Annotated in this window: 22 protein-coding genes and 1 pseudogene; 12 read left to right on the top strand and 11 right to left on the bottom strand. The window is 73.8% G+C overall.

What is annotated here, in order from left to right; translation table 11 throughout:
* The first annotated feature begins 110 nt into the window (after positions 1–110).
* A complete protein-coding gene (locus AD017_RS13500; RefSeq protein WP_075298708.1) occupies positions 111–581 on the top strand; it encodes an SdpI family protein in 471 nt (156 codons plus the stop codon).
* 20 nt (positions 582–601) lie between these two features.
* On the opposite strand, the gene AD017_RS13495 is transcribed toward AD017_RS13500, so the two are convergent.
* Positions 602–1198, bottom strand: a complete 597-nt coding sequence (locus tag AD017_RS13495; RefSeq protein ID WP_010227262.1) for a YqgE/AlgH family protein — start codon at positions 1196–1198, stop codon at positions 602–604.
* A gap of 44 nt (positions 1199–1242) precedes the next feature.
* Between AD017_RS13495 and AD017_RS13490 the strand changes: the two genes are divergently transcribed.
* Complete coding sequence (locus tag AD017_RS13490; RefSeq protein WP_060574433.1) at positions 1243–2700, top strand: MFS transporter; 1458 nt, start codon at positions 1243–1245, stop codon at positions 2698–2700.
* Positions 2701–2761: 61 nt separating this feature from the next.
* On the opposite strand, the gene AD017_RS13485 is transcribed toward AD017_RS13490, so the two are convergent.
* A complete protein-coding gene (locus AD017_RS13485) occupies positions 2762–4162 on the bottom strand; it encodes a CCA tRNA nucleotidyltransferase (protein WP_082399603.1) in 1401 nt (466 codons plus the stop codon).
* A 268-nt stretch (positions 4163–4430) separates the two neighbouring features.
* On the opposite strand from AD017_RS13485, the gene AD017_RS13480 reads away from it, so the two are divergent.
* From AD017_RS13480 to AD017_RS13445, 8 genes are all read left to right on the top strand, one after another.
* Positions 4431–4925, top strand: coding sequence for an NUDIX hydrolase (locus tag AD017_RS13480; protein WP_029239761.1), 495 nt, complete (start codon positions 4431–4433; stop codon positions 4923–4925).
* A complete protein-coding gene (locus tag AD017_RS13475; protein WP_060574432.1) occupies positions 4922–7270 on the top strand; it encodes a DUF6049 family protein in 2349 nt (782 codons plus the stop codon). The genes AD017_RS13480 and AD017_RS13475 overlap by 4 nt, the downstream gene beginning before the upstream one ends.
* A 231-nt stretch (positions 7271–7501) precedes the next feature.
* Positions 7502–9319, top strand: a complete 1818-nt coding sequence (locus tag AD017_RS13470; RefSeq protein ID WP_060574431.1) for a protein kinase family protein — start codon at positions 7502–7504, stop codon at positions 9317–9319.
* Positions 9320–9391: 72 nt separating this feature from the next.
* Positions 9392–9910 (top strand): sigma-70 family RNA polymerase sigma factor, encoded by a 519-nt coding sequence (locus tag AD017_RS13465; protein ID WP_060574430.1) that lies wholly within the window; start codon positions 9392–9394, stop codon positions 9908–9910.
* A 179-nt stretch (positions 9911–10089) separates the two neighbouring features.
* Positions 10090–10563 carry a hypothetical protein gene (locus AD017_RS13460; protein ID WP_139324006.1) on the top strand — a complete coding sequence of 158 codons (474 nt, stop codon included), beginning with the start codon at positions 10090–10092 and terminating at the stop codon, positions 10561–10563.
* Positions 10564–10738: 175 nt separating this feature from the next.
* Entirely contained in the window at positions 10739–11743 is a 1005-nt protein-coding gene (gene trxB, locus AD017_RS13455) for a thioredoxin-disulfide reductase (protein WP_010243080.1), read from the top strand.
* A 43-nt stretch (positions 11744–11786) separates the two neighbouring features.
* Complete coding sequence (gene trxA / locus AD017_RS13450) at positions 11787–12110, top strand: thioredoxin (RefSeq protein WP_010243082.1); 324 nt, start codon at positions 11787–11789, stop codon at positions 12108–12110.
* 216 nt (positions 12111–12326) lie between these two features.
* Positions 12327–13487, top strand: a complete 1161-nt coding sequence (locus tag AD017_RS13445) for an N-acetylmuramoyl-L-alanine amidase (RefSeq protein ID WP_010243084.1) — start codon at positions 12327–12329, stop codon at positions 13485–13487.
* Between the two features lie 168 nt (positions 13488–13655).
* Here the strand turns inward: AD017_RS13445 and AD017_RS13440 are convergent.
* Positions 13656–14270: pseudogene (locus tag AD017_RS13440) on the bottom strand (GNAT family N-acetyltransferase); the annotation flags it as partial.
* Between the two features lie 260 nt (positions 14271–14530).
* Here AD017_RS13440 and AD017_RS13435 point away from each other — a divergent pair.
* Entirely contained in the window at positions 14531–15931 is a 1401-nt protein-coding gene (locus AD017_RS13435) for a PLP-dependent aminotransferase family protein (protein WP_227012741.1), read from the top strand.
* Positions 15932–16007: 76 nt separating this feature from the next.
* Entirely contained in the window at positions 16008–16958 is a 951-nt protein-coding gene (locus AD017_RS13430) for a D-alanine--D-alanine ligase (protein WP_029239724.1), read from the top strand.
* 2594 nt (positions 16959–19552) lie between these two features.
* Here the strand turns inward: AD017_RS13430 and AD017_RS13425 are convergent.
* The 8 genes from AD017_RS13425 to rpmH form a co-directional block, all read right to left on the bottom strand.
* Positions 19553–20524: a ParB/RepB/Spo0J family partition protein gene (locus AD017_RS13425; RefSeq protein WP_060574428.1), complete on the bottom strand. Its 972-nt coding sequence runs from the start codon at positions 20522–20524 to the stop codon at positions 19553–19555.
* 30 nt (positions 20525–20554) lie between these two features.
* Complete coding sequence (locus AD017_RS13420) at positions 20555–21448, bottom strand: ParA family protein (protein WP_010230521.1); 894 nt, start codon at positions 21446–21448, stop codon at positions 20555–20557.
* A 74-nt stretch (positions 21449–21522) separates the two neighbouring features.
* On the bottom strand, positions 21523–22197 hold the full coding sequence (gene rsmG, locus AD017_RS13415) for a 16S rRNA (guanine(527)-N(7))-methyltransferase RsmG (RefSeq protein WP_060574427.1): 675 nt from the start codon (positions 22195–22197) through the stop codon (positions 21523–21525).
* Positions 22194–22658 carry a R3H domain-containing nucleic acid-binding protein gene (locus tag AD017_RS13410; RefSeq protein ID WP_082399599.1) on the bottom strand — a complete coding sequence of 155 codons (465 nt, stop codon included), beginning with the start codon at positions 22656–22658 and terminating at the stop codon, positions 22194–22196. The genes rsmG and AD017_RS13410 overlap by 4 nt, the downstream gene beginning before the upstream one ends.
* Positions 22659–22821: 163 nt before the next feature.
* Positions 22822–23988: a membrane protein insertase YidC gene (yidC, locus tag AD017_RS13405; RefSeq protein ID WP_010230529.1), complete on the bottom strand. Its 1167-nt coding sequence runs from the start codon at positions 23986–23988 to the stop codon at positions 22822–22824.
* A 40-nt stretch (positions 23989–24028) separates the two neighbouring features.
* Entirely contained in the window at positions 24029–24448 is a 420-nt protein-coding gene (gene yidD, locus AD017_RS13400; protein WP_010230532.1) for a membrane protein insertion efficiency factor YidD, read from the bottom strand.
* The gene (gene rnpA / locus AD017_RS13395; RefSeq protein ID WP_010230535.1) at positions 24445–24831 is read right to left on the bottom strand and encodes a ribonuclease P protein component; all 387 of its coding nucleotides are present in this window, start codon (positions 24829–24831) and stop codon (positions 24445–24447) included. Before rnpA ends, yidD begins: the two co-directional genes overlap by 4 nt.
* A gap of 28 nt (positions 24832–24859) precedes the next feature.
* Positions 24860–24997, bottom strand: coding sequence for a 50S ribosomal protein L34 (gene rpmH / locus AD017_RS33405; protein ID WP_029239552.1), 138 nt, complete (start codon positions 24995–24997; stop codon positions 24860–24862).
* Positions 24998–25101: the final 104 nt, after the last annotated feature.

Here is a 25101-nt window from a genome sequence, read left to right as displayed (position 1 = left end):
GCTCCTGCGGACCTCCTACGACGCGGCGCCGGGAAGCCGGCGAGCCGCGCACATGTGACCAGGGTAGCCGGGGCGGGCGACCCGGTTCAGCCGGGTTCTACCCTGGTCACGTGCCCACCACAGTGCGCCTGATCGTCGCTGCCCTGCTCCTGCTGGCCGGGGCGGTGCTCGTCGTGCTCGCCGCGCTCGGCGCAAGCGGCCGGCTGCCGCGCAACCGCGTCGCCGGCGTGCGGACGCCGAACAGCCTGCGGACCGCCGACGCGTTCCTGCTGGCCAACCGGGTCGCCGCCGGTCCGATGGGTGCCGCGGGCGTGGTCGGGCTGGCCGGGGGTGCCGCGCTGCTGTTCACCCGCGCCGGGGCGACGCCGTGGGTGCTGGGCGCCATCTCCGTGGTCGGCCTCGTCGTGATGGCCGGGATCGGCGGGGCGCTCGGGGCCCGGGCCGCGGACGCCGCGATCGCCGCGCAGGCGCCCGCCGCCGGCTGTGGTGGCGTGTGCAGCGGCTGCGACCTGATCGCGGGCTGCCGGGACGCGACCGGCACCACCCCGGGCACCGCGTCGACGGACGCCACGACGGGCTGACCCGGGGGGCAGCGGCCCGATCAGTTGTGTGCCGGGTCCAGCGGGAAGGTCGCGAGCAGCGCGAGCGGGATGCCCTGCCGGCGCAGCACCCGCTCCCAGAGCCGGTCGTGCGCGACGGTGAGGAGGTCGTCGGGCAGCCCGGGGACGACGAACCAGTCCCCGCGGGCGATCTCCCCGCCGAGCTGCCCCGCGTCCCACCCCGAGTACCCCGCGAAGATCCGCAGGCCGCGCAGCCGGGGCGCGAGACGCGCCGGATCCGAGTCGAGGTCGACCAGCTGCACCGGCGGGCGCACCGGCATCAGGCCGGACAGCCCGCGGCCCGACTCGCCCGTCCGCAGTGCCGCGAGGCACAGCGCGGTCTGCGCCTCCACCGGTCCGCCGACGAACATCGAACCGGGATCACTGGTGACCCCGGCCCAGCGCGGCAGCACGTCGCGGACGGCGGCCGGGCCCGGCCGGTTCAGCACGACACCGAGGCTCCCGTGCGGCCGGTGCTCGATCATGTAGACGACCGAGCGGGCGAAGTTCGGGTCGCCGAGTCCGGGGGCGGCGACGAGCAGACTCCCCGGTGTGACCGGGGGAAGAGCGGCGCCTCGCGTGGCGCGGTGTTCCCGCACGACCCCATGTTCGCACCCGCGCCACGGACGTAGGCTCGGCACCCGTGCGCAGTACTCCCACCCGTCCGGACGACGCCACCGGCGGGCCGGGGGAGAGTGCCGGGCTCCTGGCGGCGCTCGCCCTCCTGCGCCGGGGACCGTTCGCCCGGCTGTTCGCCGTACGGCTCTCGGCCCAGTGGGCGGACGGGCTGTTCCAGGCCGCGCTGGGCGGCGCGGTGCTGTTCAATCCGGAACGTGAGGCGGATGCGCTGGTCGTCGCCTCCGGACTGGCGGTGCTGCTGCTGCCGTACTCGTTGCTGGGCCCGTTCGCCGGGTCGCTGCTCGACCGCTGGGACCGGCGACGCGTGCTGGCCGGCGCGAGTGCGGTGCGGGCGGTGCTGGTCGTCGCCGTTGCCGCGGCGGTCGCGGCGGGCTGGGCCGGGACACCGCTCTACGTCCTCGCGCTCGCGGTGACGGGGGTGAACCGCTTCGTGCTGACCGGATTGTCGGCGGCGCTGCCGCACGTCGTGCCCGGCACGGCGCGGCTGGTGCCCGCGAACACCCTCTCGGTGACCGTCGGGGCCGGGATCTCGGCGACCGGCGCCGGGTGCGCCGTCGCGCTGCGGGCGGTGTTCGGCGACGGCGACGCCGGTTCGGCCGCCACCGTCCTGGCCGCCGCGCTGGGGTCGCTGGTCGCCGCCGGGCTGGCCGCCGGGTTCACGCGCCGTGCGCTCGGGCCCGGCCGGACCGTCGGCGACGCGCCCGGCCCGGCCGTCGCGGGGACCGGCCGGACGGTCGTGCCCGGGCCCTGCGGTGGCGACGGCAGCGTGCGGAGCACGGCGCCCGGCCCGGGCGGCTCCCGCCCGTCGGTCCTGCGTGACGTGCTCGGTGGCTTCACGGCGGGCGCCCGCGCGACCGTCACCACCCCGGCGGTCTGCGCGCCGTTCCTCGGCCTGGTCGCGCACCGGCTGGCCTTCGGCATCAACACGCTGCTCCTGCTCATGCTGTTCCGGCACGTGTTCACCCCGGAGAACGTCCCGGGCGCCGGTGGACTGCTCGGGGTGGGGGTCGTCGCCGGACTGACGGCGGCCGGGCTCGCGGTCGCCGCACTCGTCACCCCGGCGCTCGTGCGGACGGTCGGAACGGTCCGGGCGGTGCGGGTGGCGCTCGCCGGCGCGGTTCTCTCCCAGGGCGCGGTCGCGGTCTGGCTGACGCTGCCGACGGTGCTCGTGAGCGCGTTCCTGCTGGGCGTGTTCGGGCAGGTCGTGAAGCTGTGCGCCGACGCGGGTGTCCAGTCGGGCGCCGGGGACTCCGTCCGCGGGCGGGTGTTCGCGCTGTTCGACGCGGTGTTCAGCGTCTGCTACGTCGCGGCCGTCACGCTCGCCGCGGTCGCGGGACCGCCCGACGGCCGGTCACCGGCGCTGCTGGGGCTCGCCGCCGGGCTGTACGCGGCCGGGCTCGTGGCGCACGTCGTCTACCTGGACGGACGTCGTGTACGGACGTCCGACAGCACCGTCACCTGAACAGGGAGACGAGTCGTACGTCCGTGTCATACATACGTGTAATACGTACGTACACACACCGTCAGAGGTTCTCCGCAGCCCACGCCCGCAGTGCGGCCTCGGCACGCTCCGGGCCGAGGGGGCCCTCCTCCATCCGCAGCGCGAGCAGGTGCTTGTACGCCTTGCCCACCGCCGGTCCGGGGGCGATCCCGAGCAGCTCCATGATCTGGTTGCCGTCGAGGTCCGGCCGGATCGCGTCGAGCTCCTCCTTCTCGCGCAGCGCGGCGATCCGGTCCTCCAGACCGTCGTAGTTGCGCTGCAGCGCGGCGGCCCGGCGCCGGTTCCGCGTGGTGCAGTCCGACCGGACGAGATCGTGCAACCGGTCCAGCAGGGGACCCGCGTCCGTCACGTAGCGCCGCACGGCGGAGTCGGTCCACTCGCCCTTGCCGTAGCCGTGGAACCGCAGGTGCAGGTAGACGAGCTGGGAGACGTCGTCGATCAGCGCCTTCGGGTACTTCAGCGCCCGCATCCGCTTGCGGGTCATCTTCGCGCCGACCACCTCGTGGTGGTGGAACGAGACCCGGCCGTCCGGCTCCTTGCGGCGGGTCGCCGGCTTGCCGATGTCGTGCAGCAGCGCCGCCAGCCGCAGGGTGAGGTCCGGGCCGTCGGTCTCGCGCTCGATCGCCTGCTCCATGACGACGAGGGAGTGCGTGTAGACGTCCTTGTGCTGCATGTGCTCGTCGGTCTCGAGCTGCATGTCCGGGACCTCCGGGACGACGTGCCGGGCGAGCCCGGTGTCACAGAGCAGCTCCACGCCACGGCGCGGGTGGGCGCCGAGGATCAGCTTCGAGAACTCGGCCTGGACGCGCTCGGCGGTGATCCGGGCGAGCTCGCCGGCCATCTCGGTCATCGCGGCCGTCACCCGCTCGGCGGGGGTGAACCCCAGCTGGGAGACGAACCGGGCGGCGCGCAGCATCCGGAGCGGGTCGTCGGCGAACGACCGCTCCGGCAGGTCGGGGGTGTCGAGGATGCCCTGGGCGAGCGCGGCGAACCCGCCGTGCGGGTCCACGAACCGGCGCTCGGGACCGGTCAGCTCGACCGCCATCGCGTTCACCGTGAAGTCCCGCCGGACGAGATCACCCTCGACCGTGTCGCCGAAGCGGACCTCGGGGTTGCGGGAGGCGCCGTCGTAGGAGTCCGCGCGGAACGTCGTCACCTCGAGGATGTCGTCGCCGCGGCGCAGCCCGACGGTGCCGAAGGCGATGCCGGTGTCCCAGATCGCATCGGCCCAGCCCTCGACGATCTCCAGGATCGTCTCCGGCCGGGCGTCGGTGGTGAAGTCGAGATCACCCGGGTCACGGTCGGCGGCGCCGGTGCCGCGGAGCAGCGCGTCGCGGACGCTGCCACCGACGAGGTAGAGCCGGTGACCGCGCTCGGCGAAGCGGGCCGCCAGCCGGTCGGCGACGTCGGGGACGTCGAGCATCTGGACCACGGCGTTCTCCTGGGAGCGCTGCAGCTCGTCCGGCTCCGCACCGGCGCCGGACGGACGGGACGCGGGTCGGGTCGGTCGGGAGGTCACGGACGACGAGGACACGACCGGCCAGTGTAGGCAACGCGCCCGGCGGCGCCCGCGGGTACAGGGGCACGGGCCCGTCACCGCCCGCAGATCAGGGCCCCGCCGGCCGGGTGACGCACCGCCGGGCACCCGTCGCCACCGCCCCGAGCGGCCACCTCCTCGTTACCATCGCCACATGTCCACCTCCCGCGGCCGCTCCGGGGGGCGCCGCGCGGGACGTTCCGCAGACCGGCGCCGCCGTCTGCGCACGGTGGACGAGACCTCCGCCGGCGGTCTCGTCGTGCACCCGCGCACCGGCGAGGCGGCGCTCATCGGCCGTCTCGACCGGCGGGGGCGACTGCTGTGGTCGCTGCCCAAGGGGCACATCGAGGCCGGTGAGACGGCCGAGCAGGCGGCGGTGCGCGAGGTCCAGGAGGAGACCGGCATCATCGGAGAGGTGCTGGCACCCCTGGGCACCATCGACTTCTGGTTCGTCGCCGAGGACCGCCGCGTCCACAAGACCGTGCACCACTACCTCATGCGCGCACTCGGCGGCGAACTCTCCGACGAGGACGTCGAGGTGTCCGAGGTCGCCTGGGTGCCGCTCGGCGAACTCGAGGGCCGGCTCGCCTACGCCGACGAGCGCCGACTGATCCGGCACGCGGCCGACCTGCTGGAGGAGACGGCGTGAGCCGGGTCGCGGCCCTGGTCGCGATCGTGCTCGTCGCCCTGGTGGGCACGTTCGTACCCGCCGCGCCGGCCCCGGCGCAGGAGGCACCGGCGGCACCGGTCCGGCTCGACGTCGAGGCGATGTCCCCCCGCGTCGTCACCGCCTCGGGGCCGCCCGAGCTCGTCGTCACCGGGACGATCACCAACACCGGGGACGACCCGGTCGACGAGCTCGCGCTCCGCGTGCAGCGCGGTTCCGCCGTGGGCGGCGAGTCGGCGCTGCGCGCGGCGTTCGACGGCGAGGCGGCCGTCGACGACGCCGTGCCGCCCTTCACCGAGATCGGGCCGCTGGCCCCCGGCGCGTCGGTGCCGTTCCGGTACGCGGTGCCCCTCACCGGCCCGGCGAACGCGTCGCTGGCACTGCCCGGACCGGGCACCTACCCGCTGCTCGTGAACCTCAACGGCACCGTCGACGGCACCCCGTCCCGGCTGGCCGGGATCCGCACGGTGCTCCCGGTGTCGTCGCTGCCCGGCACGCCACCGCCGGCGCCGCCGCCCGCCGCGACGCCGGTGACGATGCTCTACCCGGTCACCGACGCCCCGCGACGCCTGCCGCCCGTGCCCGGCCAGACCCCCGTCCTGGCCGACGACGAGCTCGCCGCGTCGTTCGCACCGGGCGGGCGGCTCCGCGGGCTGGTCGACGCGGTGGGGTCCGGTGCCCCGCCGGGATCACCCGCGCGGACCGCGCTGTGCCTGGCGGTCGACCCGGAGCTCGTCGCGACCGCGGCCGCGATGCGCGGCGGCTACGAGGTCACGACCGGACCCGACGGCGCGACCACCCCGGGCCGCGGGGCGGAGGCGGCGGCCCAGTGGCTGACCGCCCTGCAGGGCGCGGCGCGCGGCACGTGCGTGGTGGCGCTGCCGCCGTCGGACGCCGACCTGGTCGGCCTGGTCCGCGGCGGCCAGGCGGAGCTCGCCCGCACCGCACTCGCCCAGGGCCGCGAGGAGCTGTCCGCCGATCTCGGCGCGCCGGTCGTCGACGACGTCGTCTGGCCGGTCGACGGCGTGCTCGACGAGCCGACCCTGGAGGCGCTCGGCGGCGGCCGCAGGCTGGTCCTGTCCGCGGACGGCGTCACGACGCCGGAGAGCTCGGGGGTCGTCACGCTGGACGGCGCCGAGGGCCCGGCCAGGGGCCTGCTGGCCGACCCGCTGCTGACCGAGGCCGCGTCCGGGCCGTCCGGGATCGAGCTGCAGACCGGCGACGCCGGCGGGCTGGCCGGGCAGGACCTGGCCGGGGCGCTGGCGTTCCGCACCGGGGAGGACGACGCCGGACCGGGCCCGCTGCTCGTCGCACCGCCGCACCGCTGGTCGGCGGACGGGCCCGCGGCGAGCGGCGTGCTGTCCGCGCTGTCGGCCCTGATCGGCGACGGCAGGCTCGTCCCGGCCGGGCTGCCCGGCGCCGGAGCGGCACCCACCGGGGGGACGGCGCGGCTCTTCTACCCGCCCGAGGCCGGAGCCTCGGAGGTCCCCGCGCAGGTGGTCGCCTCGATCGCCGACCAGGTCCGTTCGATCGACGGGCTGCGTGGTGCCGCCGAGGCCCGCACCGGCGTCGGCGCGACCCCCGCCGAGGTGTTCGATCCGCTGGTCCGCGGGACGCTGCGGACCGCGTCGTCGTGGTGGCGCGGGGACCCGGCGCGGGCCGGGCGGGAGTCCCGGACGGTCGGCGAGCGGATCGAGCAGATCCGCGGATCGGTGCGGGTCGTCCAACCGCCCAGCCCGTACTCGCTGGGCACCAGCGACGCGCCGATCCTGGTCACGGTCGCGAACGGGCTGCCGGTGACGATGAACGTCCGGGTGGTGCTGTCCAGCACGCCCGGGCTGCGGGTGGCGCCGATCCCCGTGCAGGCGGTGCCCCCGCTGGGCCGGGTGCAGGTCCGGGTGAGCGCGCAGGTGACCCGGTCCGGCCAGTTCAGCGTCGACGCCGGGCTGCGCACGCCGGACGGCGTGGCGCTCGGTCCCGACACCCGGCTCCGGGTCCGCTCGACGGTCTACGGGACGGTCACCGGCTGGCTCACCGCGGCGGCGGGAGCGGTGCTCGTCGTCCTGGTGGTGCGCCGGGTGGTCCGGCGGATCCGGTCGTCCGGTCCGCCGGGGTCGTCGGGTCCCCCGGGCCGGGGCCGCGGTCCGGGTGGCGGCGGTCCGGGTCCGGGCCCCGGCGGCGGTCCCGGCGGCGGTGGTGACGGCGGTCCCGATGGCAGTGGTGACGGCCGTGGCGACGGCCTCCGGGACACGCCCGCGGGCGGCCGGCGCACCCACCCGTCCGACGGTGTCACGGCCCGTCATCCGGGCCCGCCGCCCGCCGGATGATCTTCATGGGGATCCGGGAGCCGTCACAGCTTTGACCGCACTCGGCGGCCAATATCGACCGCTCATCGCACGAGAAGGACACTTCGGCGCACTGATGGGTCGTCTAGGCAAACCGAACGGGGCTGTCCACCGAAGACAGTACGTACGGGTCACGAGCGCGTCTCGTGTCTCGTCCGGACGCCGTGGAGTGACGTAGGCTTGGCGGCCGCAGGGGACGCAAGCCAGGGGAGGGTGGGGCCGTTGAACGGGCAGACCGACCAGGGCGTTGCCCGGACCGGTGCCCGCACCGACACGGATCTACCGACGGTCGAGGGCCATCCCTCCCTCGACCCGGCGGAGACGCCCGCGGCCACCGAGACCACCGGGACCACCGCCGCCTCGTCGCCGTCCCCCCGGCCGTCCCCCCAGCCGTCACCGCACCCGCGGGCGCGTCCGGCGGACGACCAGCCGACCGCCCGCGTCCCGGCCCAGGCACGGCCGACCGAGCGGATCCCGGCCGCGAAGGACGCGCTCGGCACCGCGGCGGGCTCGAACCTCACCGACCGCTACGTGCTGCGCCAGCGGATCGGCACCGACGCCGCGGCGGGTGCCGAGTTCTGGCGCGCGGAGGACACCGTCCTCCGCCGTCCGGTCGGGGTCACCCTGCTCCGCAGGCTCCCGGCCGACGACCGGTCGGACGACCCCGAGGGCACCGCCCGGGCCGGCGAGATGATCGTCCGCGCGCTCCGCTCCGGATGCTTCGAGCACCCCGGCAGCGCCCGCCTGCTCGACGTCCTGGCCCCCGGCACGCACGGCCTCCCGGCCGACGTGCTCGGTGCGTCCGTCGCCGAGTGGGTGCCGGGCCGGTCGCTCGCCGAGACCGTCGCCGAGGGCCCGGTACGCGCCCAGCGGGCCGCGAAGGCCGTCGAGGCGCTCGCGTCCGCGGCCACCGAGGCCCACCAGCAGGGCCTGGTGCTCGGTTGCGACCACCCGCAGCGCGTGCGGATCACGCCGGACGGGCGCGCGATGCTCGCGTTCCTGCTGCCCCGGCCGTCGGTGTCCGCCGCGGACGACGTCCGCGGGCTCGGCGGGCTGCTCTACTGCCTGCTCACCCGCCGCTGGCCGCTCTCGGTCGCCGACTCCGCCCGCGCCGGGCTGGTCGCCGCCGACCGCACCCCGGCCGGCCGGTTGCGCTCTCCGGCCCAGCTGCGCCCCGGCGTCCCGCTGGAGCTCGACACGCTGTGCATGGGCGCGCTGGGACAGGCCGGCGACGGGCTCGGCCGCGTGCACACCGCGGCGGCGATGCACCGGATGCTCACCGACGTCGTCGCCGAGGACGCCGACCAGGCGTTCTTCCCGCCCGTGCACGACGGTGCCCCGGCCGACCCGGACGACGTCTGGCAGGACTCCGACCGGCTCCCGGACACCCGCAACGACCCGCAGCGCCGTCGCAACCTGCGCATCGGGCTGACGGTGCTCGCCGTCGGTGTGCTGATCGTGCTCGGTTACCTCTCGGTCCAGGTGGGCGCGCTGTTCGGCGGGTCGGGCGCCCCGCCCGTCGTCATCCCACCGGCGGCGACGGCCCCGGCCGCGCCACAGGGCACCGCGCCGCAGGGGGCGGCGCCGGCGGCGGCCGTCGTGCCGGTCGGGGACGTGTCGGTGCAGGTGTTCGACCCGACCGGCGACGGAGACAACGCCGGCACCGTCGACCGCGTCCTCGACGGCGACCCGGCCACGACGTGGACGACGAGCCGCTACTTCCAGCCGTTCCCGGCACTCAAGCCGGGCATCGGCGTGATGGCGTCGTTCGACGCACCGCAGCCGGTCTCTCGGCTCACGATCGACTCCGCCAGCCCGGGCACCGTCGTCGAGGTCCGCTCGGCCCCGTCGGCGGAGGCGAGCCTCGACGAGACCACCCCGATCACCACCGTGACCCTGCGCGACGGCGAGACGGTGGTCCCGCTCGACGCGGCCCGGCCGACCGGACACGTGCTCCTGTGGATCACGACGCTGAGCTCCGGGAACCAGAGCGCGATCGGCGAGATCGCGTTCGCCCGCGCCGCCGGCTGACGCCCTTCGCGATCGCGACCCGTCCCGGCCGGACGCCCGTGCCCGCCGGCCAGGGCTCCCTACCGTGCCCGGGTGACCACCGTCGACCGGCCTCCGCGGCCCGCCGCGCCCGATCTGGACGAGGTGTTCCGGCGGTACGCGGACCGTCTCTGGTCGGTCGCGCTGCGGATGCTCGGGGATCCGGGGGAGGCCGAGGACGCGGTCCAGGAGGCGTTCCTGGCAGCTCTGCGGTCACCCGGCTTCCGGGGTGACGCGGCCGCCGGGACGTGGCTGCACCGGATCCTCGTCAACGGGTGCGTGGACCGGATCCGGGCCGCCGGGCGCCGGCGCGGCCACACCCGTTCCACGACCCCGGCGGTGGCGTCGGACCCGGCCGGGAGGCTCGTGACGCGGCTCGCCGTCGACGAGGCCCTCGCCCGGCTCCCCGCCGACCAGCGCGCCGCGGTGGTGCTGGTGGACGGTCTCGGCTACTCGGTCGCGGAGACCGCGGCGATCGTCGGCGTACCACCCGGGACGATCAAGAGCCGGTGCGCCCGGGGCCGCCGGCGCCTCGCCGGGTTCTTGGGCCACCTGCGGGAGGACGACCGATGACCGATTCTCGTCATGACGAAATAAGCGAGCGGCGCGATTCTTGTCCGATCGACGACAACAGACCGTCCTCTGACGAACCCACGCTGGTGAACGCTGGTACTCGTCATGCCCACAATAATGTGGACGCGGAGTGCGCCCGGGTCCGGACCGCGATCGCGGCAGTGGCGCACCCCGTGAGGATGCCCGCCGATGTCGCGGAGCGGATCCGTTCCCGGCTCGCCGACGAGAACGACGTGGCGGGTCGGACCGGGGAGCCGCAGCGTCGGCCGCACCCCTGCCACCGGACCCGGCGGGCGGCGGTCCTGCTCGCCGCCGCGGCCGTCGTCGGGACGCTCGTCGGGGTCCCGGTGGTCCTCGGGCCCGCGCCCGGACCGGTCGGCGTCGCCGAGCACACCCCGGAGGCGCTGCGCCGGGCCGCGGACGCGCCGGGGCGGGCCACCGACCCCGCTTGGGTGCGGGCGTGCCTGACCGCCGCCGGCGTCGCCGATCCCGCCGCACCGCTGCTCGGCTCGCGGCCGTACGCCGTCGCGGGGGAGCCGGGGGTGCTGCTCGTCCTCGGGACCGGACGGGCGGGACGGCACCGGCTCGTCGTCGTCCCGGCCGGCTGCGGGCCGGGCACCGCCCGCGTACTGGCGGAGACCCGCACCGGATGAACGGGCCGGAGTGACCGGGGGCGCGTCCGGCGGGACCCGCACCGGGGAATGCCCCTGTCTAGGATCGCGTTCCAGCCACACGGCAGCAATCGAGGCGGACCGGCCGGACCGGCCGGACCGCACGCCCCGTCATCGCGCGCCCGGCAGCGGGCGGCGCCAGGAGGGATCGGTACCGGTGACCACCGACGACACGGTGCACGACCTGATCATCATCGGGTCCGGGCCGGCCGGCTACACCGCTGCGGTGTACGCCGCGCGGGCACAGCTCGCGCCGCTCGTGTTCGAGGGCAGCCAGTTCGGCGGCGCCCTGATGACCACGACCGACGTGGAGAACTACCCCGGCTTCACCGACGGCATCATGGGCCCCGAGCTCATGGAGCAGATGCGCGGACAGGCGAAGCGCTTCGGCGCCGACCTGCGCCCGCAGGACGTCGACGAGGTGAAGCTCGACGGGGAGATCAAGGAGGTCCGGGTCGGGAAGGAGACCTTCCGTACCCGCTCCGTGATCCTCGCGATGGGCGCCGCGCCGCGCTACCTGCACGTCCCCGGCGAGCAGGAGCTGCTCGGCCGGGGCGTCAGCTCGTGCGCCACCTGCGACGGGTTCTTCTTCCGCGACCAGAACATCGCGGTGATCGGCGGCGGCGACTCGGCGATGGAGGAGGCCACGTTCCTCACCCGTTTCGCCGAGACCGTCACGGTCATCCACCGGCGCGACGAGTTCCGCGCGTCGAAGATCATGCTGGAGCGCGCGCAGAACGACCCGAAGATGCGCTGGCGGACGAACTCCGAGGTCACCGAGGTGACCGGGGAGGGCTCGGTCAAGCAGCTCCAGCTCCGGGACACCGTGACCGGCGAGACCGACACGCTCGACGTCACCGGCATGTTCGTCGCGATCGGCCACGACCCGCGCAGCGCGCTGGTGACGGGCCAGGTCGAGACCGACGACGAGGGCTACGTGACGGTGGACGAACGTTCCACCTACACGAACGTCCCCGGGGTGTTCGCCTGCGGCGACCTCGTCGACCACACCTACCGGCAGGCGATCACCGCCGCCGGCTCCGGCTGCTCCGCCGCGATCGACGCGGAGCGCTGGCTCGCCGGGCACCCGGTGTCGCCCGAGCTGGCCGGTGGCGGGTACGGCGACGCCCCCGTGGCCGCGGTCGCCGACGCCGCGCACTGAGTCGCCCGCAGACCGTCCGACCCTTCCAACCGAGGAGAACCCCATGGCCAACACCATCGACGTCACCACCGGTTCGTTCGACCAGGACGTCCTGAAGAGCGACAAGGCCGTCCTGGTCGACTTCTGGGCGACCTGGTGCGGTCCGTGCAAGATGGTCGCCCCCGTGCTCGACGAGATCGCCGGCGAGAACACCGAGAAGCTGACCGTCGCGAAGCTCGACATCGACGCGAACCCGGAGGTCGCCCGCGACTACCAGGTCATGTCGGTGCCGACCATGATCCTCTTCAGCGGCGGCAAGCCGGTGAAGCAGATCGTGGGCGCGAAGCCGAAGGCCGCCCTGCTCGCCGATCTCGCGGACCACATCTGAGCCGCATCCCGGTATCTCTCGTGCGCGTTCTAGCGCACCGAGGTCACGCTGCGTGTCCCGGTTGATCACAACCGGGACACGCGGGTGCCCGCCCCGCTGCGCTCCTCCGGTGGCGCCGCAGGGCACAATGGGCCTCGGCCACCCGCCCGGCTCACCGTGCGGATCCGAACGATCACGGCGTCACGACGACGCCTGACGACTTCGAGCGAGGGGTGCATGCAGCTGCTCCGGCGCGGGGACTCCGGTCCTGCCGTACGCGAGATCCGAGCGACGCTGCGGGAACTCGGCCTGCTCCCGGCCCTGTCGCCGGGCACTTCGGACCGGGACGTCTTCGACGACGAGGTGGACCACGCCGTCCGCGTCTTCCAGCAGGGGCGGGGCCTGATCACCGACGGCATCGTCGGTCCGGACACCGCACGGGCCCTCCGGGAGGCGGGCTGGTCGCTCGGCGACCGGATGCTCTCCTTCACCCTGTCCACCCCGACCAACGGGGACGACGTCGCCACGCTCCAGGAGCGGCTGCTCGAGCTCGGGTACAACCCGGGCCGTCCCAGCGGGCTCTTCGACCAGCAGACCGAGCAGGCGCTGATGCGGTTCCAGCGCGACTACGGCATGGTCCCCGACGGCATGTGCGGGCCCGAGACGCTGCGTGCGCTGCGCCAGCTCGGACGCAAGGTCACCGGTGGGCGACCGCACCTCCTCCGTGAGCAGGAGCTGCTGCGCCGCGCCGGACCGCGGATGCGCGGCAAGCGGATCGTCATCGACCCCGGGCACGGCGGCCCGGACCGCGGTGTCGAGGTCGCCGGGGTCACCGAGGCCGATCTCATGTGGGATCTCGCCCGCCGCCTGGTCGGCCGGATGTCCGCCACCGGGATGGAGGCGCTGCTCTCCCGTCCGGAGAACGGCAACCCGCCCGACACCGAGCGCGCCCAGTTCGCGAACGACGTCGGCGCGGACCTCGTCGTCTCGCTGCACACCGACGCCAGCTTCAGCCCGCACGCGCAGGGCCTGGCGACCTACTTCTTCGGCAACGGTTCGGGCACCACGTCCAACGTGGGCGAGGCGCTCGCCGGGCTGGTCCAGCGTGAACTGCTGACCCGCACGTCCATGCTCGACTGCCGCAGCCAGACGTGCACCTGGGAACTCGTGCGACGGACCCGGATGCCGGCGGTGCGGATCGAGACCGGGTACCTGACCCATCTCGGGGACCGCCGCAAGCTGCTCGACCCCGGCTTCCGGGACGTCGTCGCCGAGGGCATCCTCGTCGCCGTCAAGCGGCTCTACCTGCTCGGTCAGGACGACCAGCCGACCGGCACGTTCACGTTCAACGACGTGCTGGCCCGCGAGTACGGCCGCGACCAGATCCGGGCCGTCTGAGGCCGTTCCCGCTTCCCGGCCCCGTCACCCGGGGCCGGGCCGGACGACCGCTCAGCGAGGCTCTCCGCGGCCCCTGAGATCGTCCGTGCGGTCGTCGCTGCTGCCGTCCGTCGGCAGGAACGACACCTGGCACCGGCCCGCACGCGCGGGCGTCGCCACCGGGACGGGCGCCGGGGTCTGCATCGGGATCGTCACCGTGTTGAACAGCTGCTCCAGCGCGGCCTCGACATCGGACTTCCACTCCAGACCGGACCGCAGCTCCATCCGCAGCCGGGGCCACCGGTGGTGCGGCCGGACGGTCTTGAACCCGACCGAGCGCAGGAAGTCGGCGGGCATCACGCAGTCGGCCTCGGTGCCGGGACGGGCGTCACCGAACGCCTCGACGGCCTTCACCCCGCGTCGCGTCAGCTCCTTCACGACGGCCTGGGCGAGAGCCCGGCCCAGCCCCTCTCCGGCGAACTCGGGCAGCACCTGCATCGTCGTCAGCAGGACGGCGTCCGCGCTGACCGGGCCGGTCGGCATCTCGGTCGCACGGGGGACCGAGGCCGGCGGGGCGAACAGCACGTAGCCGGCAGGCGCGCCACCGACGTAGACGACCCGGCCGCAGGAGCCCCACTCGAGGAGCACCTCCGACAGCCAGGCCTCCTTCTCCAGGTCGGTCGTGCCGTAGCCCTCGGCCTGGTCCGCCAGCGCGGGGGACAGCTCCCAGTAGACGCAGTTCCGGCACCGTTTGGGCAGATCACCCAGATTGTCCAGATTGAGCGCGGCCACATGCCAGGACACGAGGAGGACCTCCGGCTGTCGTAGTCGTGCGGGTGACGCGCCGTGCGCGGGACGGCCGGACGTCGGCCGGATGACCCGGCCCGGCGCAGTGGTGCCTGCGCCCGATCCGATGCCCCGCCTACCGCGAGGGTAAGCGGATCCCCGCACGTACGTCACCCCGGAACGGCTCACCGGTACGTACGTCACGACGAAGGGCAGGCCGGTCACCCGACGCGGTTACACTCTGGCCACCATTCATCTCGTCGAAGGGGAGCACGCCGATGGCCTCGCCCGACCGCCCGCAGCAGCCCGACGCCCGCCGCACCGCGGCAGCGGCGGCGGCCGCAGCGGCAGGGGAGGGCAGCGAGGTCGTGCCCACCTCGCAGGACTCGTCGGCGTCCCCGGCGCTGTTGCCCCCGACCGAGCGCTTCGCGGCCCGTACCGCGGGGATGACGGCCTCGGAGATCCGGGCGCTGTTCGCCGTCGCGAGCCGCCCCGAGGTCGTCTCGCTGGCCGGCGGGATGCCGAACCTCGCCGCGCTCCCGCTGCAGTCCCTGGCGACCGAGGTCGCCGAGCTGGTCGACACCGACGGTCTGACCGCGCTGCAGTACGGCTCCGCCCAGGGTGTCCCGCAACTGCGCGAGCAGATCTGCGAGGTCATGCGGGAGGAGGGGATCGAGGGCGACCCGAACGACGTCGTCGTGACCGTCGGGTCGCAGATGGCGCTCGACCTCCTGACGCGGATCTTCGTCGACCCCGGTGACGTCGTGCTGGCCGAGGGGCCGTCCTATGTGGGCGCGCTCGGCAGCTTCGCCGCGTACCAGGCGCGGGTCGTGCACGTCGCGATGGACGAGCACGGGCTCGTCCCCGAGCTGCTGCACGAGGCACTCGACTCGCTCGCCCGGCAGGGGACCACCCCGAAGTTCCTGTACACGATCCCGAACTTCCACAACCCGGCCGGCGTGACGCTGGCGCACGATCGGCGCCCGCAGATCCTCGATCTCTGCCGCCGCTACGGCGTCATGGTCATCGAGGACAACCCGTACGGGATGCTGGGGTTCACCGGCGAGGTGCACCCCGCACTGCGGTCCTACGACGCCGACGTCATCTACCTCGGCTCGTTCTCCAAGACGTTCGCCTCCGGGCTGCGGGTCGGCTGGGCGCTGGTGCCCCCGCTGGTGCGCGACCGGCTGGTGCTGGCAGCCGAGTCGGCCACCCTGTGTCCGCCCTCGTTCACGCAGATGCTGGTCTCGCGGTACCTGTCGCACCACGACTGGCGCAGCCAGATCAAGACGTTCGGGGAGAACTACCGCGAGCGCCGGGACGCGATGCTGGCCGCGCTGGAGACGTACCTGCCCGAGGGATGCAGCTGGACGGTGCCGGACGGCGGCTTCTTCGTCTGGCTGACCGTCCCGCCGGGCGTCGACACCAAGGCGATGCTGCCGCGCGCGGTGACAGCACGGGTCGCGTACGCGTCCGGTACCGGCTTCTACGCCGACGGCTTCGGCAGCCGGCAGCTGCGCCTCTCCTTCTGCTACCCGACACCGGAGCGGATCACCGAGGGCGTCCGCCGGCTCGCGGCGGTGCTGGAGGCGGAGCTCGACGTCGTCCGGACCTTCGGGACGTCGGCGCGGACCGAGCTGAGCCGCGGGCCGCAGAGCCCGTCGCCCGACACGAACTGAGCATGTTTCACGTGGAACGCCCCGGACCGGAAGGTCCGGGGCGTTCCCGTGTGCAGGCATGCCGCAGAATGCCCGGGTGAGCGATCGAACGGTGGCCGTGCTGGCCGGAGGTCTGTCCCACGAGCGCGAGGTGTCCCTGCGATCCGGTCGCCGGCTCGCGGGAGCGCTGCGGGCGAACGGCGTCGACGTGCGGGAGTGGGACGTCGACAGCGCCCTGCTGGAGCGGTTGCACAGCGACCGTCCGGACGTCGTCGCCGTCGCGCTGCACGGTGGCGAGGGGGAGAACGGTGCCGTCCAGCAGATCCTGGAGCTGCTGCAGATCCCGTTCGTCGGCACCCCCTCCGGAGCGTGCCGACGGGCCTGGGACAAGCCGAGCGTCAAGGCCGAGCTCGTACGGGCCGGACTGACGACTCCGGACTGGGTGGCGCTGCCGCACTCGACGTTCCGGGAGCTGGGCGCTCAAGGGGTGCTCGGCGCCATCGTGGATCGGCTGGGGCTGCCGCTGGTGCTGAAGCCCGACCAGGGCGGATCGGCGCTCGGCGTGCAGGTGGTCCGGTCCGCGGACGACCTCCCGTCCGCGATGGTCAGCTCCTTCGCCTACGCCGACACGGTGCTCGCCGAGCAGTTCGTCGCCGGGACCGAGGTCGCCGTGTCGGTCGTCCACGACGGCGACGAGGCGCGCGCGTTGCCCCCCGTGGAGGTCGAGGTGCCGTCCGGGTTCTACGACTACACCTCCCGCTACACACCGGGAGCCGCGACGTTCCACTGCCCGGCCCGGCTCTCCTCGGACGTGCAGCAGACGCTCGCCGAGACCGCCCTGACGGCGCACCGGCTGCTCGGGATGCGGGACGTGTCCCGGATGGACGCGATCGTCGACGGTGACGGCCGGGTGCACGTCCTCGAGATGAACGTGTCGCCGGGGCTGACCGACACGTCGCTGCTGCCGACCGCTGTCGCGGCCGACGGGTCGGATCTCGCGACCGTGTACCAGGCGCTCGTCGATCGCGCGGCGACCCGGGACGACTGACGTGTTTCACGTGGAACCGGCCGGACCGTCGCCTGGTTCCACGTGAAACCCGGGCGGTCGGGGAGTGGGCGTCGCCGCCCGGGCAGCCGCACTGCGCATTGGCGCATCTGCTGCATCTGCTGCACGTCGCGAACCTCGTGGCCGCGGCCATGGTCGAGGACCGCGCGGGATCGCGGCGCGCCCGCCGTCTCGGCTCGTCCGCGATCGCATCGCGACCTCGGCCTCATCGGCCCACCTGCCCGTCCGGATCAGGCCGGACCGGGCATCTCCGAAGCCGGCTCAACGGCGCGATCGGGCACCGACCCTCCAGCTTCCGTCCGGTGCGCGCGAGACGCCGCGCTCGGCTCGCTGCCGACGGCGTCCGGCGCTATCCCGCAGCCACCGGTGGGGGAGACGTGCCGCGGCCCGACCCGCGCCGATAGACCGCCGCCGGATCCTCGATCGGCCGCCCCGGGCGTGTCCGACCACGTGGCGCCAGGGACGTGGCCGGCGGATACCAGGTCCCGGGGGAGTGGAGGAGCTCGCGGTCCCCTGGCGTCGACAGCGTGGCGCGACTCGGGACAGACCCCACTCCCGTGCTCCGTCGGCGCGGCGGTCGGACCCGTACGGCGCCGTTTCGGCGCGGACCGTCGACCCTCGTCGTGCAGCAGACCTGCAGCAGGCCGAACCCCAGCCCACAGCCACACGCCCCGCCGGTCCACGATCTCGCAGTCCAAGGCGCAGCAGCTCCGCGGTCCCGCAGCTCCGCAGCCCGCAGCCCGCAGTCCCGCAGTCCCGCAGCCAGCAGTCAGCAGTCAGCAGTCTCAGGGCCTCGCAGTCCCGGGGCCTCGCGCTACCGCCGCCCCCACAGACCCGCCGCCCCGTGCTCTCACCGGTCTGCCGGACACTCAGTCTCGCCGGAGGTGACGAAGCGCCGCTCAGTGCTGTCCGTCGACAGGGGCGACGCTCGGTCGTGCCGCGGTTTCACGTGGAACATGTGCGACCGGGGCCGGTTGTTCCACGTGGAACATCCCGCTTGCGGGCGAGCGGCTCTGCGGGATGATCTCGATTCCTCCCTCCCGCCGAACAACCTCCGGGCGACGAGCTACAACTCGACACTCGCGTCCGTCACGGACGCGTCGTCGCGTCCGTGCGGTCCACGCGGTCCACGCGGTCCACGCGGTCCACGCGGTCCACGGCGACCGCACGTCATCGACGGGAGCGACCGGATCTCCACGGCGACATCGTCCGCGCCGACCCACGCCGGAAAGCCGACGTAGACCAGGCGGACTCCCGGCCGTCCGCAGAACAGCACCTCCGGCCCGGGGATCTACTTGTCAGGCTCGATCCGTCCCGCCGTCAGCCTGCCCTGGCCGCCGGCCCGCCCACCTCCGGAGCACGCCACGACAGCGAGATCGCGAGCCCGTCGAGACCGGCCACTACGCCCCGGCGCGGGCGCCGACCACCCACCGGGCCGGAACCGTGGCCTGCGGGACCGCTGACCGGACGGCCCGGACATCTGGGCGGACGACCGACGACCGTCCGAGCGACCAGGAGCAGAGACCCGCGCCGCCTCTCGTCCGCGAGCCGGGCCTCGACGTCGACAGGGATCCCGCACGGGTTCCGGTCCGATCTCCCGTACCCGGACAAGCCCGGTGATCACGAATCGGGCAGTCGAACGGCCATATCCGGCCGGATCTCTTCCTGATCTGTGATCACCGCTCGGGATCCGCGTGGCCGGCGCCGCCTTCTCCCGCACCCATCGATCTCTCGGTCCCGCACCTGTCGCGGTCCGGAACGCCGGGGGCCTTCCAGCTCCACCGGGCGCGCCGCCGTGTGGTCCGGCGGCCCGGATGCCCGACTGCCCGGCAGTCCAGCGGCCCTGCTGCCCGACAGCCCGGCGGTCCGGCGTTCCAGCAGACCAGCAGTCCGACGTTCCAGCGGCCCAGCGGCCTGGAGATCCGGCGGTCCGGCGGTCCGGCGGCCCGGCGGCCCGGCGGCGGCGCAGTCCCACGCCCGGCGTCCGGCGGTACGGCAGCCCGGCAACCCGACGGCCCGACGGCCCGACAGTCCGACGCCCCGCGTTTCGCTGGCCCGGCGTTCCGGCGTTCCGGCGTTCCGGGTTCCAGGGTTCCTGCGGCCCGGGGTTCCGGCGGCCCGGGATCCGGCGGCCCGGGGATCCGGTGGGCCGGGGATCCGGCGGCCCAGCTTTCCGGCGGCCTGATGGCCCGGTCTGTCCGCATCTGGCTCTGGCCCCTACCGGACGGAACTCCGGGGCGGAGGGAGCCTCGAGCTGGAGCAAGCGCCCCCATCGCGCCCCCACGGTTGCCCGTTTCACGTGAAACCGGACCGACTCGACTGCGCATAGGAACTTAACCGTTACAGTCCACGATCTCGCGCCCTCAGATCCCCGCAGCCGTTTCAACGAGGCCATCCAGGCCTTGTGACACCGGGACGGTGACGCAAGGCCGTCATCGTCCATCTCAGAGCGCCCTCAGTCGAACTCTCCCGTCGATGCCGGCGAGGGCGCAGCCGGAGCCCGGCTTCCTCCACGGGCATCCGAAACACCTACGGCCGCCGTCCGGATCCGGACGGCGGCCGTAGGGGAGTGATCGTCAGTCCTGCTCGCGGATGCCCATCATCCCCGTGATCCGATCCAGGTCCTCGACCGAACCGAACTCGACGACGATGCGGCCCTTCCGCTGACCCATCTCGACCTTGACCCGGGTGTCGAACCTGTCCGACAGCCGGTCCGCCCGCTCGGTGAACTCCGGGCGCTGCTCGCCCCGCTTCCGGGCACGACGCTCCCGCGGCGGTCCGTCCTGGCGGGCGAGCACCACGGCTTCCTCGGTCGCCCGGACCGACAGCCCTTCGGCGACGATCCGGGTCGCGAGGTCCTCCTGCCGGCCCGCGTCCTCGAGACCGAGCAGCGCACGCGCGTGTCCGGCGGACAGGACTCCGGCCGCGACCCGTCGCTGCACCGTCACCGGGAGCTTCAGGAGCCGGATCATGTTCGTGACGACCGGGCGGCTGCGCCCGAGGCGGTCGGCCAGCTCCGAGTGCGTCACCCCGAACTCGCCGAGCAGCTGCTCGTAGGCGGCCGCCTCCTCGAGCGGGTTCAGCTGGACGCGGTGGATGTTCTCCAGCAGCGCGTCGCGGAGCATGACGTCGTCGGCGGTGTGCCGGACGATCGCGGGCAGCGTGTCGAGACCGGCCCGCTGGGCGGCACGCCACCGGCGTTCGCCCATGATCAGCTCGTAGTCCCGGCCGGATCGGCGGACCACGATCGGCTGCAGCAGCCCGAACTCGCGGATCGAGTGCTCGAGCTCGCCGAGCTGCTCGTCGTCGAACTGGGTGCGCGGCTGCTTGGGGTTCGGGACGATCCGCTTCAGCGGGATCTCCCGGTACTCGGCGCCGCCGTCGACGACCGGGGTCTCGGTCTCTGCGTCGTCGCGCTGCACCGCCGGGGCCGGCCGGTGCAGCGGCGCACCGGCACCGTTGGATCCGGGCTGCTCCCCGCCCTCGGCCGGGCCGGTCGGGATCAGTGCGGCCAGGCCGCGGCCGAGGCCGCCCTTGCGCTCTGCCATCAGGAGCAGCCCTCTGTCCGGTCGGCCATGTCAGCGCCCGCCCGTGCGGTACGCGCCCGAGGCGCCGTGCTCGGCGATCTCACGGGCGGCGTCGACGTAGCTCATCGCGCCGCGGGAACCGGGGTCGTAGGCGAGCACGGTCTGGCTGTAGCCCGGCGCCTCCGAGACCTTCACGCTGCGCGGGACGACGGTGCGCAGGACCGTCGGGCCGAAGTGCTGGCGCACCTCGGAGGTGACCTGGTCGGCCAGCTTGGTGCGGCCGTCGTACATGGTCAGCAGGATCGTCGACACGTGCAGCGACGTGTTCAGGTGCGACCGCACCAGGTCGATGTTCGACAGCAGCTGTCCGAGGCCCTCCAGCGCGTAGTACTCGCACTGGATCGGGATCAGGACCTCGGACGCCGCGACGAGCGCGTTCACCGTCAGCAGGCCGAGCGAGGGCGGGCAGTCGATCAGGACGTAGTCGACGTCCAGCTTCGAGAGGGACTCCTCGTTCAGCGCCTGGGACAGCCGGGACTCCCGGGCCACCATGCTGACGAGCTCGATCTCGGCACCGGCGAGGTCGATCGTCGCCGGGATGCAGAGCAGGTTCGGCGACGCCGTGCTGACGGCCGCAGCCTCTTCGAGCGGGATCTCACCGAGCATGACCTCGTACACCGACGGCGTGCCGGTCCGGTGCTCCACGCCGAGCGCCGTGCTGGCGTTGCCCTGCGGGTCGAGATCGACGACGAGCACGCGCACGCCGTGCATCGCGAGCGCCGCGGCCAGGTTGACGGTGCTCGTGGTCTTCCCGACGCCACCCTTCTGGTTGGCGACGCCCAGGACCCGTCGTTCGGCCGGCCGCGGCATGCTGTGGTCGTCGGGATGCAGTACGCGGGCGGCCCGTTCGGCCTCGTCCGCGATGGGGGTCCAACCGAGACTCACGCGCGGCCCTCTCTCCGTCGTTTCCCCTGCCGTTGTTTCACGTGGAACAGCCGAGGACGATGTCCTGCTCCTCATCATCGCCGTTCCTTCCTGCGAGTGCGTCGGGGCGCGCCGATGCGGGGGATCTCGACCACCGTGGTCAGCGGGTCGACGACACCGCTGCCGACCTCGTGCAACCGGGCATCACCACCCCCCAGTGCCCGGACCGCTTCCGCGTCGCGCGCGATCTCGTCCGGGGCGGAGGCACCCTTCAGCACCAGCATCGCACCCCCGGGACGGAGCAGCGGCAGGCACAGCCCCGCGAGCCGGGCGAGCGGCCCGACCGCCCGGGCGGTCACCACGTCGGCGCCCTCCCATCGTCGCAGAACCGCAGGCTCCTCGGCCCGCCCCCGCTCCACGGCGACGTCGAGACCGAGATCGGAGACCACCTCGTCGAGCCAGTCCACCCGTCGGGCCAGCGGCTCGATCATGACGATCCGGAGATCCGGGCGGGCCAGCGCCAACGGTATCCCGGGAAGGCCCGCTCCGGAGCCCACGTCGACGACCTTCGCGTCGGGCGGTACCACCTCGGCGAGCACCGCACAGTTGAGCACGTGCCGGTCCCACAGACGGTCCAGCTCCCGCGGCCCGATCAGGCCGCGCTCGATCCCGGAGGTCGCGAGGTGCTCGACGTAGCGGGCGGCCCGACCGGCCCGCTCGCCGAACACCGTGCCCGCGACCTCCGGGACCGGCTCCCGATGTCCGTTCACTTGCGGTGGACGACGACCTGCCGGCGCGGCTCCTCGCCCTCGCTCTCGCTGACGACGCCCTTCACGGTCGCGACGGCGTCGTGGACGACCTTGCGCTCGAACGGCGTCATCGGGCGCAGCCGGGCCGACTCACCGGACGACTTGACCTCTCGCGCCGTCTCCAGCCCGAGGTCGGTCAGCTCGTCACGCCGACGCTTGCGCCAGCCGGCGACGTCCAGCATGAGGCGGCTGCGGCTGCCGAGCTGCTGCTGGACGGCGAGCCGGGCGAGCTCCTGGAGGCTCTCCAGCACCGCTCCCTTGTCACCGACCAACTTCTCCAGGTCGGTGTCGTCGTCGGCGCCCTCGATGCTCACGATCGCGCGGCCACCCTCGACGTCGAGGTCGATGTCGCCGTCGAAGTCCAGGATGTCGAGCAGGCGCTCCAGGTAGTCGCCTGCGACGTCGCCCTCCTGGATCAGCATGTCGTCACCGGACGGCTTGTCCTGCACGTCGGCTCCCTCGGCAGGGTCCTTCGCAGTGGTGGGCACAGGGGTTCTCCTCTCGTCGGAACGCGGGTTCGCGATGCCCGGGCCCGCGCGGCGGTCGGGGGACCGCCGGGGCCGTCGTCGGCTCGCGGGTCTGTGGTCAGCGGCGCTTGCCGCGCTTGGACTTGGCGCCCTGACGGCGCTGCACCGGCTTCGCCCCGGGCTTCTTCTCACCGTTCCCGGCGGAGCCGTTCGCTCCGGAACCGTTCGTCCCGGAACCGTTCGTGCCCGAACCGCCGGCGGACGTGCCGTTGGCGGCGGTGCCGTCGGCGGTCCCACCGTCGGCGCCGGACCCGGCGGAGGCGCCGTCGGACCCCTTCGGCGCGGCAGCCTCCTCGTCCTCGGACAGCGGCTCGTCGGCGATGTCGCGGACGTCCTTCGCGGTGCCCTTGCCGTCCTTGCGGACCGGCTTCTGGCCGGGGCGAGGGGCGAGGCTCTTGGCCGTCTCGACGGCCTTCTCGCGCTTCTCCGACTCCTCGGCGTCGATCCGCTTGTAGACGTGGTGCTGCTGCCACAGGGTCCACAGGTTGTTCGAGACCCAGTAGAAGAGGACGGCCAGCGGCAGGAACGGCGCACCGACGACGACACCGATCGGGAACACGTAGAGCATCAGCTTCTGCATGATCTCGGCCTGCGGGTTCGCCGCAGCGGTACCGGCCGCGATCTGCGCCTGCTGGCGGGCCACCGAGTGGCGCGCGGTGATGTGGGTGAAGATGCCGGCCGCGATCATCAGCGGGACCATCACGACCCACTGCGCGACGTAGTTGCCGCCCAGGTCCGTGACCGACGCGGTGTTCTGCAGGGGGAAGATCGCCGAACCCAGCTTCGACCCGAACAGGTCCGAGTCGACGAACGACGCGTTCTCCTGGGCGTTGAAGAAGTAGTTCTCGGTCTTGCCCGGCTTGAACTCCCGCAGCACGTGGAACAGACCGATGAAGACCGGGATCTGCACCAGGATCGGCAGGCAGCCCATCAGCGGGTTGGCGCCGTTCTGCTGCTGGAGCTTCTGCATCTCCGTGGCGAGCTTCTGGCGATCGTTGGCGTACTTCTTCCGGAGCTTCTGCATCTCCGGCGCCATCTCCTGCATCTTGCGCATGGAGCGGACCTGCGTGACGAACGGCTTGTAGAGGATCAGCCGCAGGGTGAAGACCAGGAAGACCACCGACAGCGCCCACGCGAAGCCGCTGTCCTCGCCCAGCACGAAGCCGAACACCTTGTGCCAGACCCACATGATGAAGCTGACGGGGTAGTAGATGAAGTCCAGCACAGGTGTGTTGCTCCTCGTGGTCTCGGGCCGGGGCCGCTGGTCAGCGGTCCGTGCCGCTCGGGAAGCCTTCGGTTCGGGGCGGGTCGGTGGACGGCCGTTCCGGCTGTTCGCCGGCGGGCGGACGGCGCCGACCCCGCCGCCGTCGTCGCGGTGGCACGGGGTCCCAGCCGCCAGGGTGCCACGGTGCACAGCGCAGGAGCCGCCACGTGGTGAGTCCCAGCCCCCGGATCAGGCCGTGCACACCCAGCGCCTCGACGGCGTACGCGCTGCAGCTCGGGTGGAACCGGCAGCTGGGCATGAGGTTCGGGGAGATCCAGACCTGGTACCAGCGGACGGCGCCCACCGCGGCCCGTGCCCCGAGCGACCGGGGCCGCACCGGGGTGGGCTCGTCGCCCGTCGGCGACTCGCCGGCGGTGTGGTCGTCGACGGCGTCCCGCGCCGCGTCTTCGGGGCGGATCACCGCGCACTCTCCGGAGCCGGTCGCTGCCTGCGCGGACGGCGTGCCGCCCGCAGGGCCGAGTCGAGATCCGCTCCGAGTTCGGCGGACGTGGCCCGGCCCGCCGGGGGCAGCGCCCGGACGACGAGCGCGGCTCCCGCCGGCAGCTGGTCCATGCGGTCGGAGACGAGGTGCCGCAGGCGCCGGGTCACCCGGTGCCGGACGACCGCGTTGCCCACGGCCTTGCTCACGACGAAACCCGCCCTCGGCGAGGCGTGCTCGGGCACGCCGCCGGGGCGGGTCAGGTCGAGATGCACCACCAGCCTCGACCGGCCGGCACGTCGGCCACGCTTGATCGTCGAGGCGAACTCGGGCCGGCGGGTGAGCCGGGCGTGTGCCGGCAGCACGGCGCGGGCCGGTGGGGGCGCCGGCCGGTCAGGCCGAGACGGCGTTGCGCCCCTTGCGGCGGCGCGCGGCGAGGATCGCCCGGCCGGCGCGGGTGCGCATGCGAAGCCGGAAACCGTGCGTCTTGGCACGGCGGCGGTTGTTCGGCTGGAAAGTACGCTTGCTCACGGTCGGCTCTCCTGGTCGGCGGCTCGCAGGCGCCCTGCGACGCCGATGTTCTCTGCGGTCTGGCTCGGGTTCGTGGGGCACCGGTCGTCGTTCCGGCCATCGCG

The organism is Pseudonocardia sp. EC080619-01 (assembly GCF_001420995.1).
In the GTDB taxonomy this organism is placed as follows: domain Bacteria; phylum Actinomycetota; class Actinomycetes; order Mycobacteriales; family Pseudonocardiaceae; genus Pseudonocardia.
The sequence above is the reverse complement of the archived record's forward strand: the minus strand, read 5'-3'. Positions and strand labels throughout refer to the sequence as shown.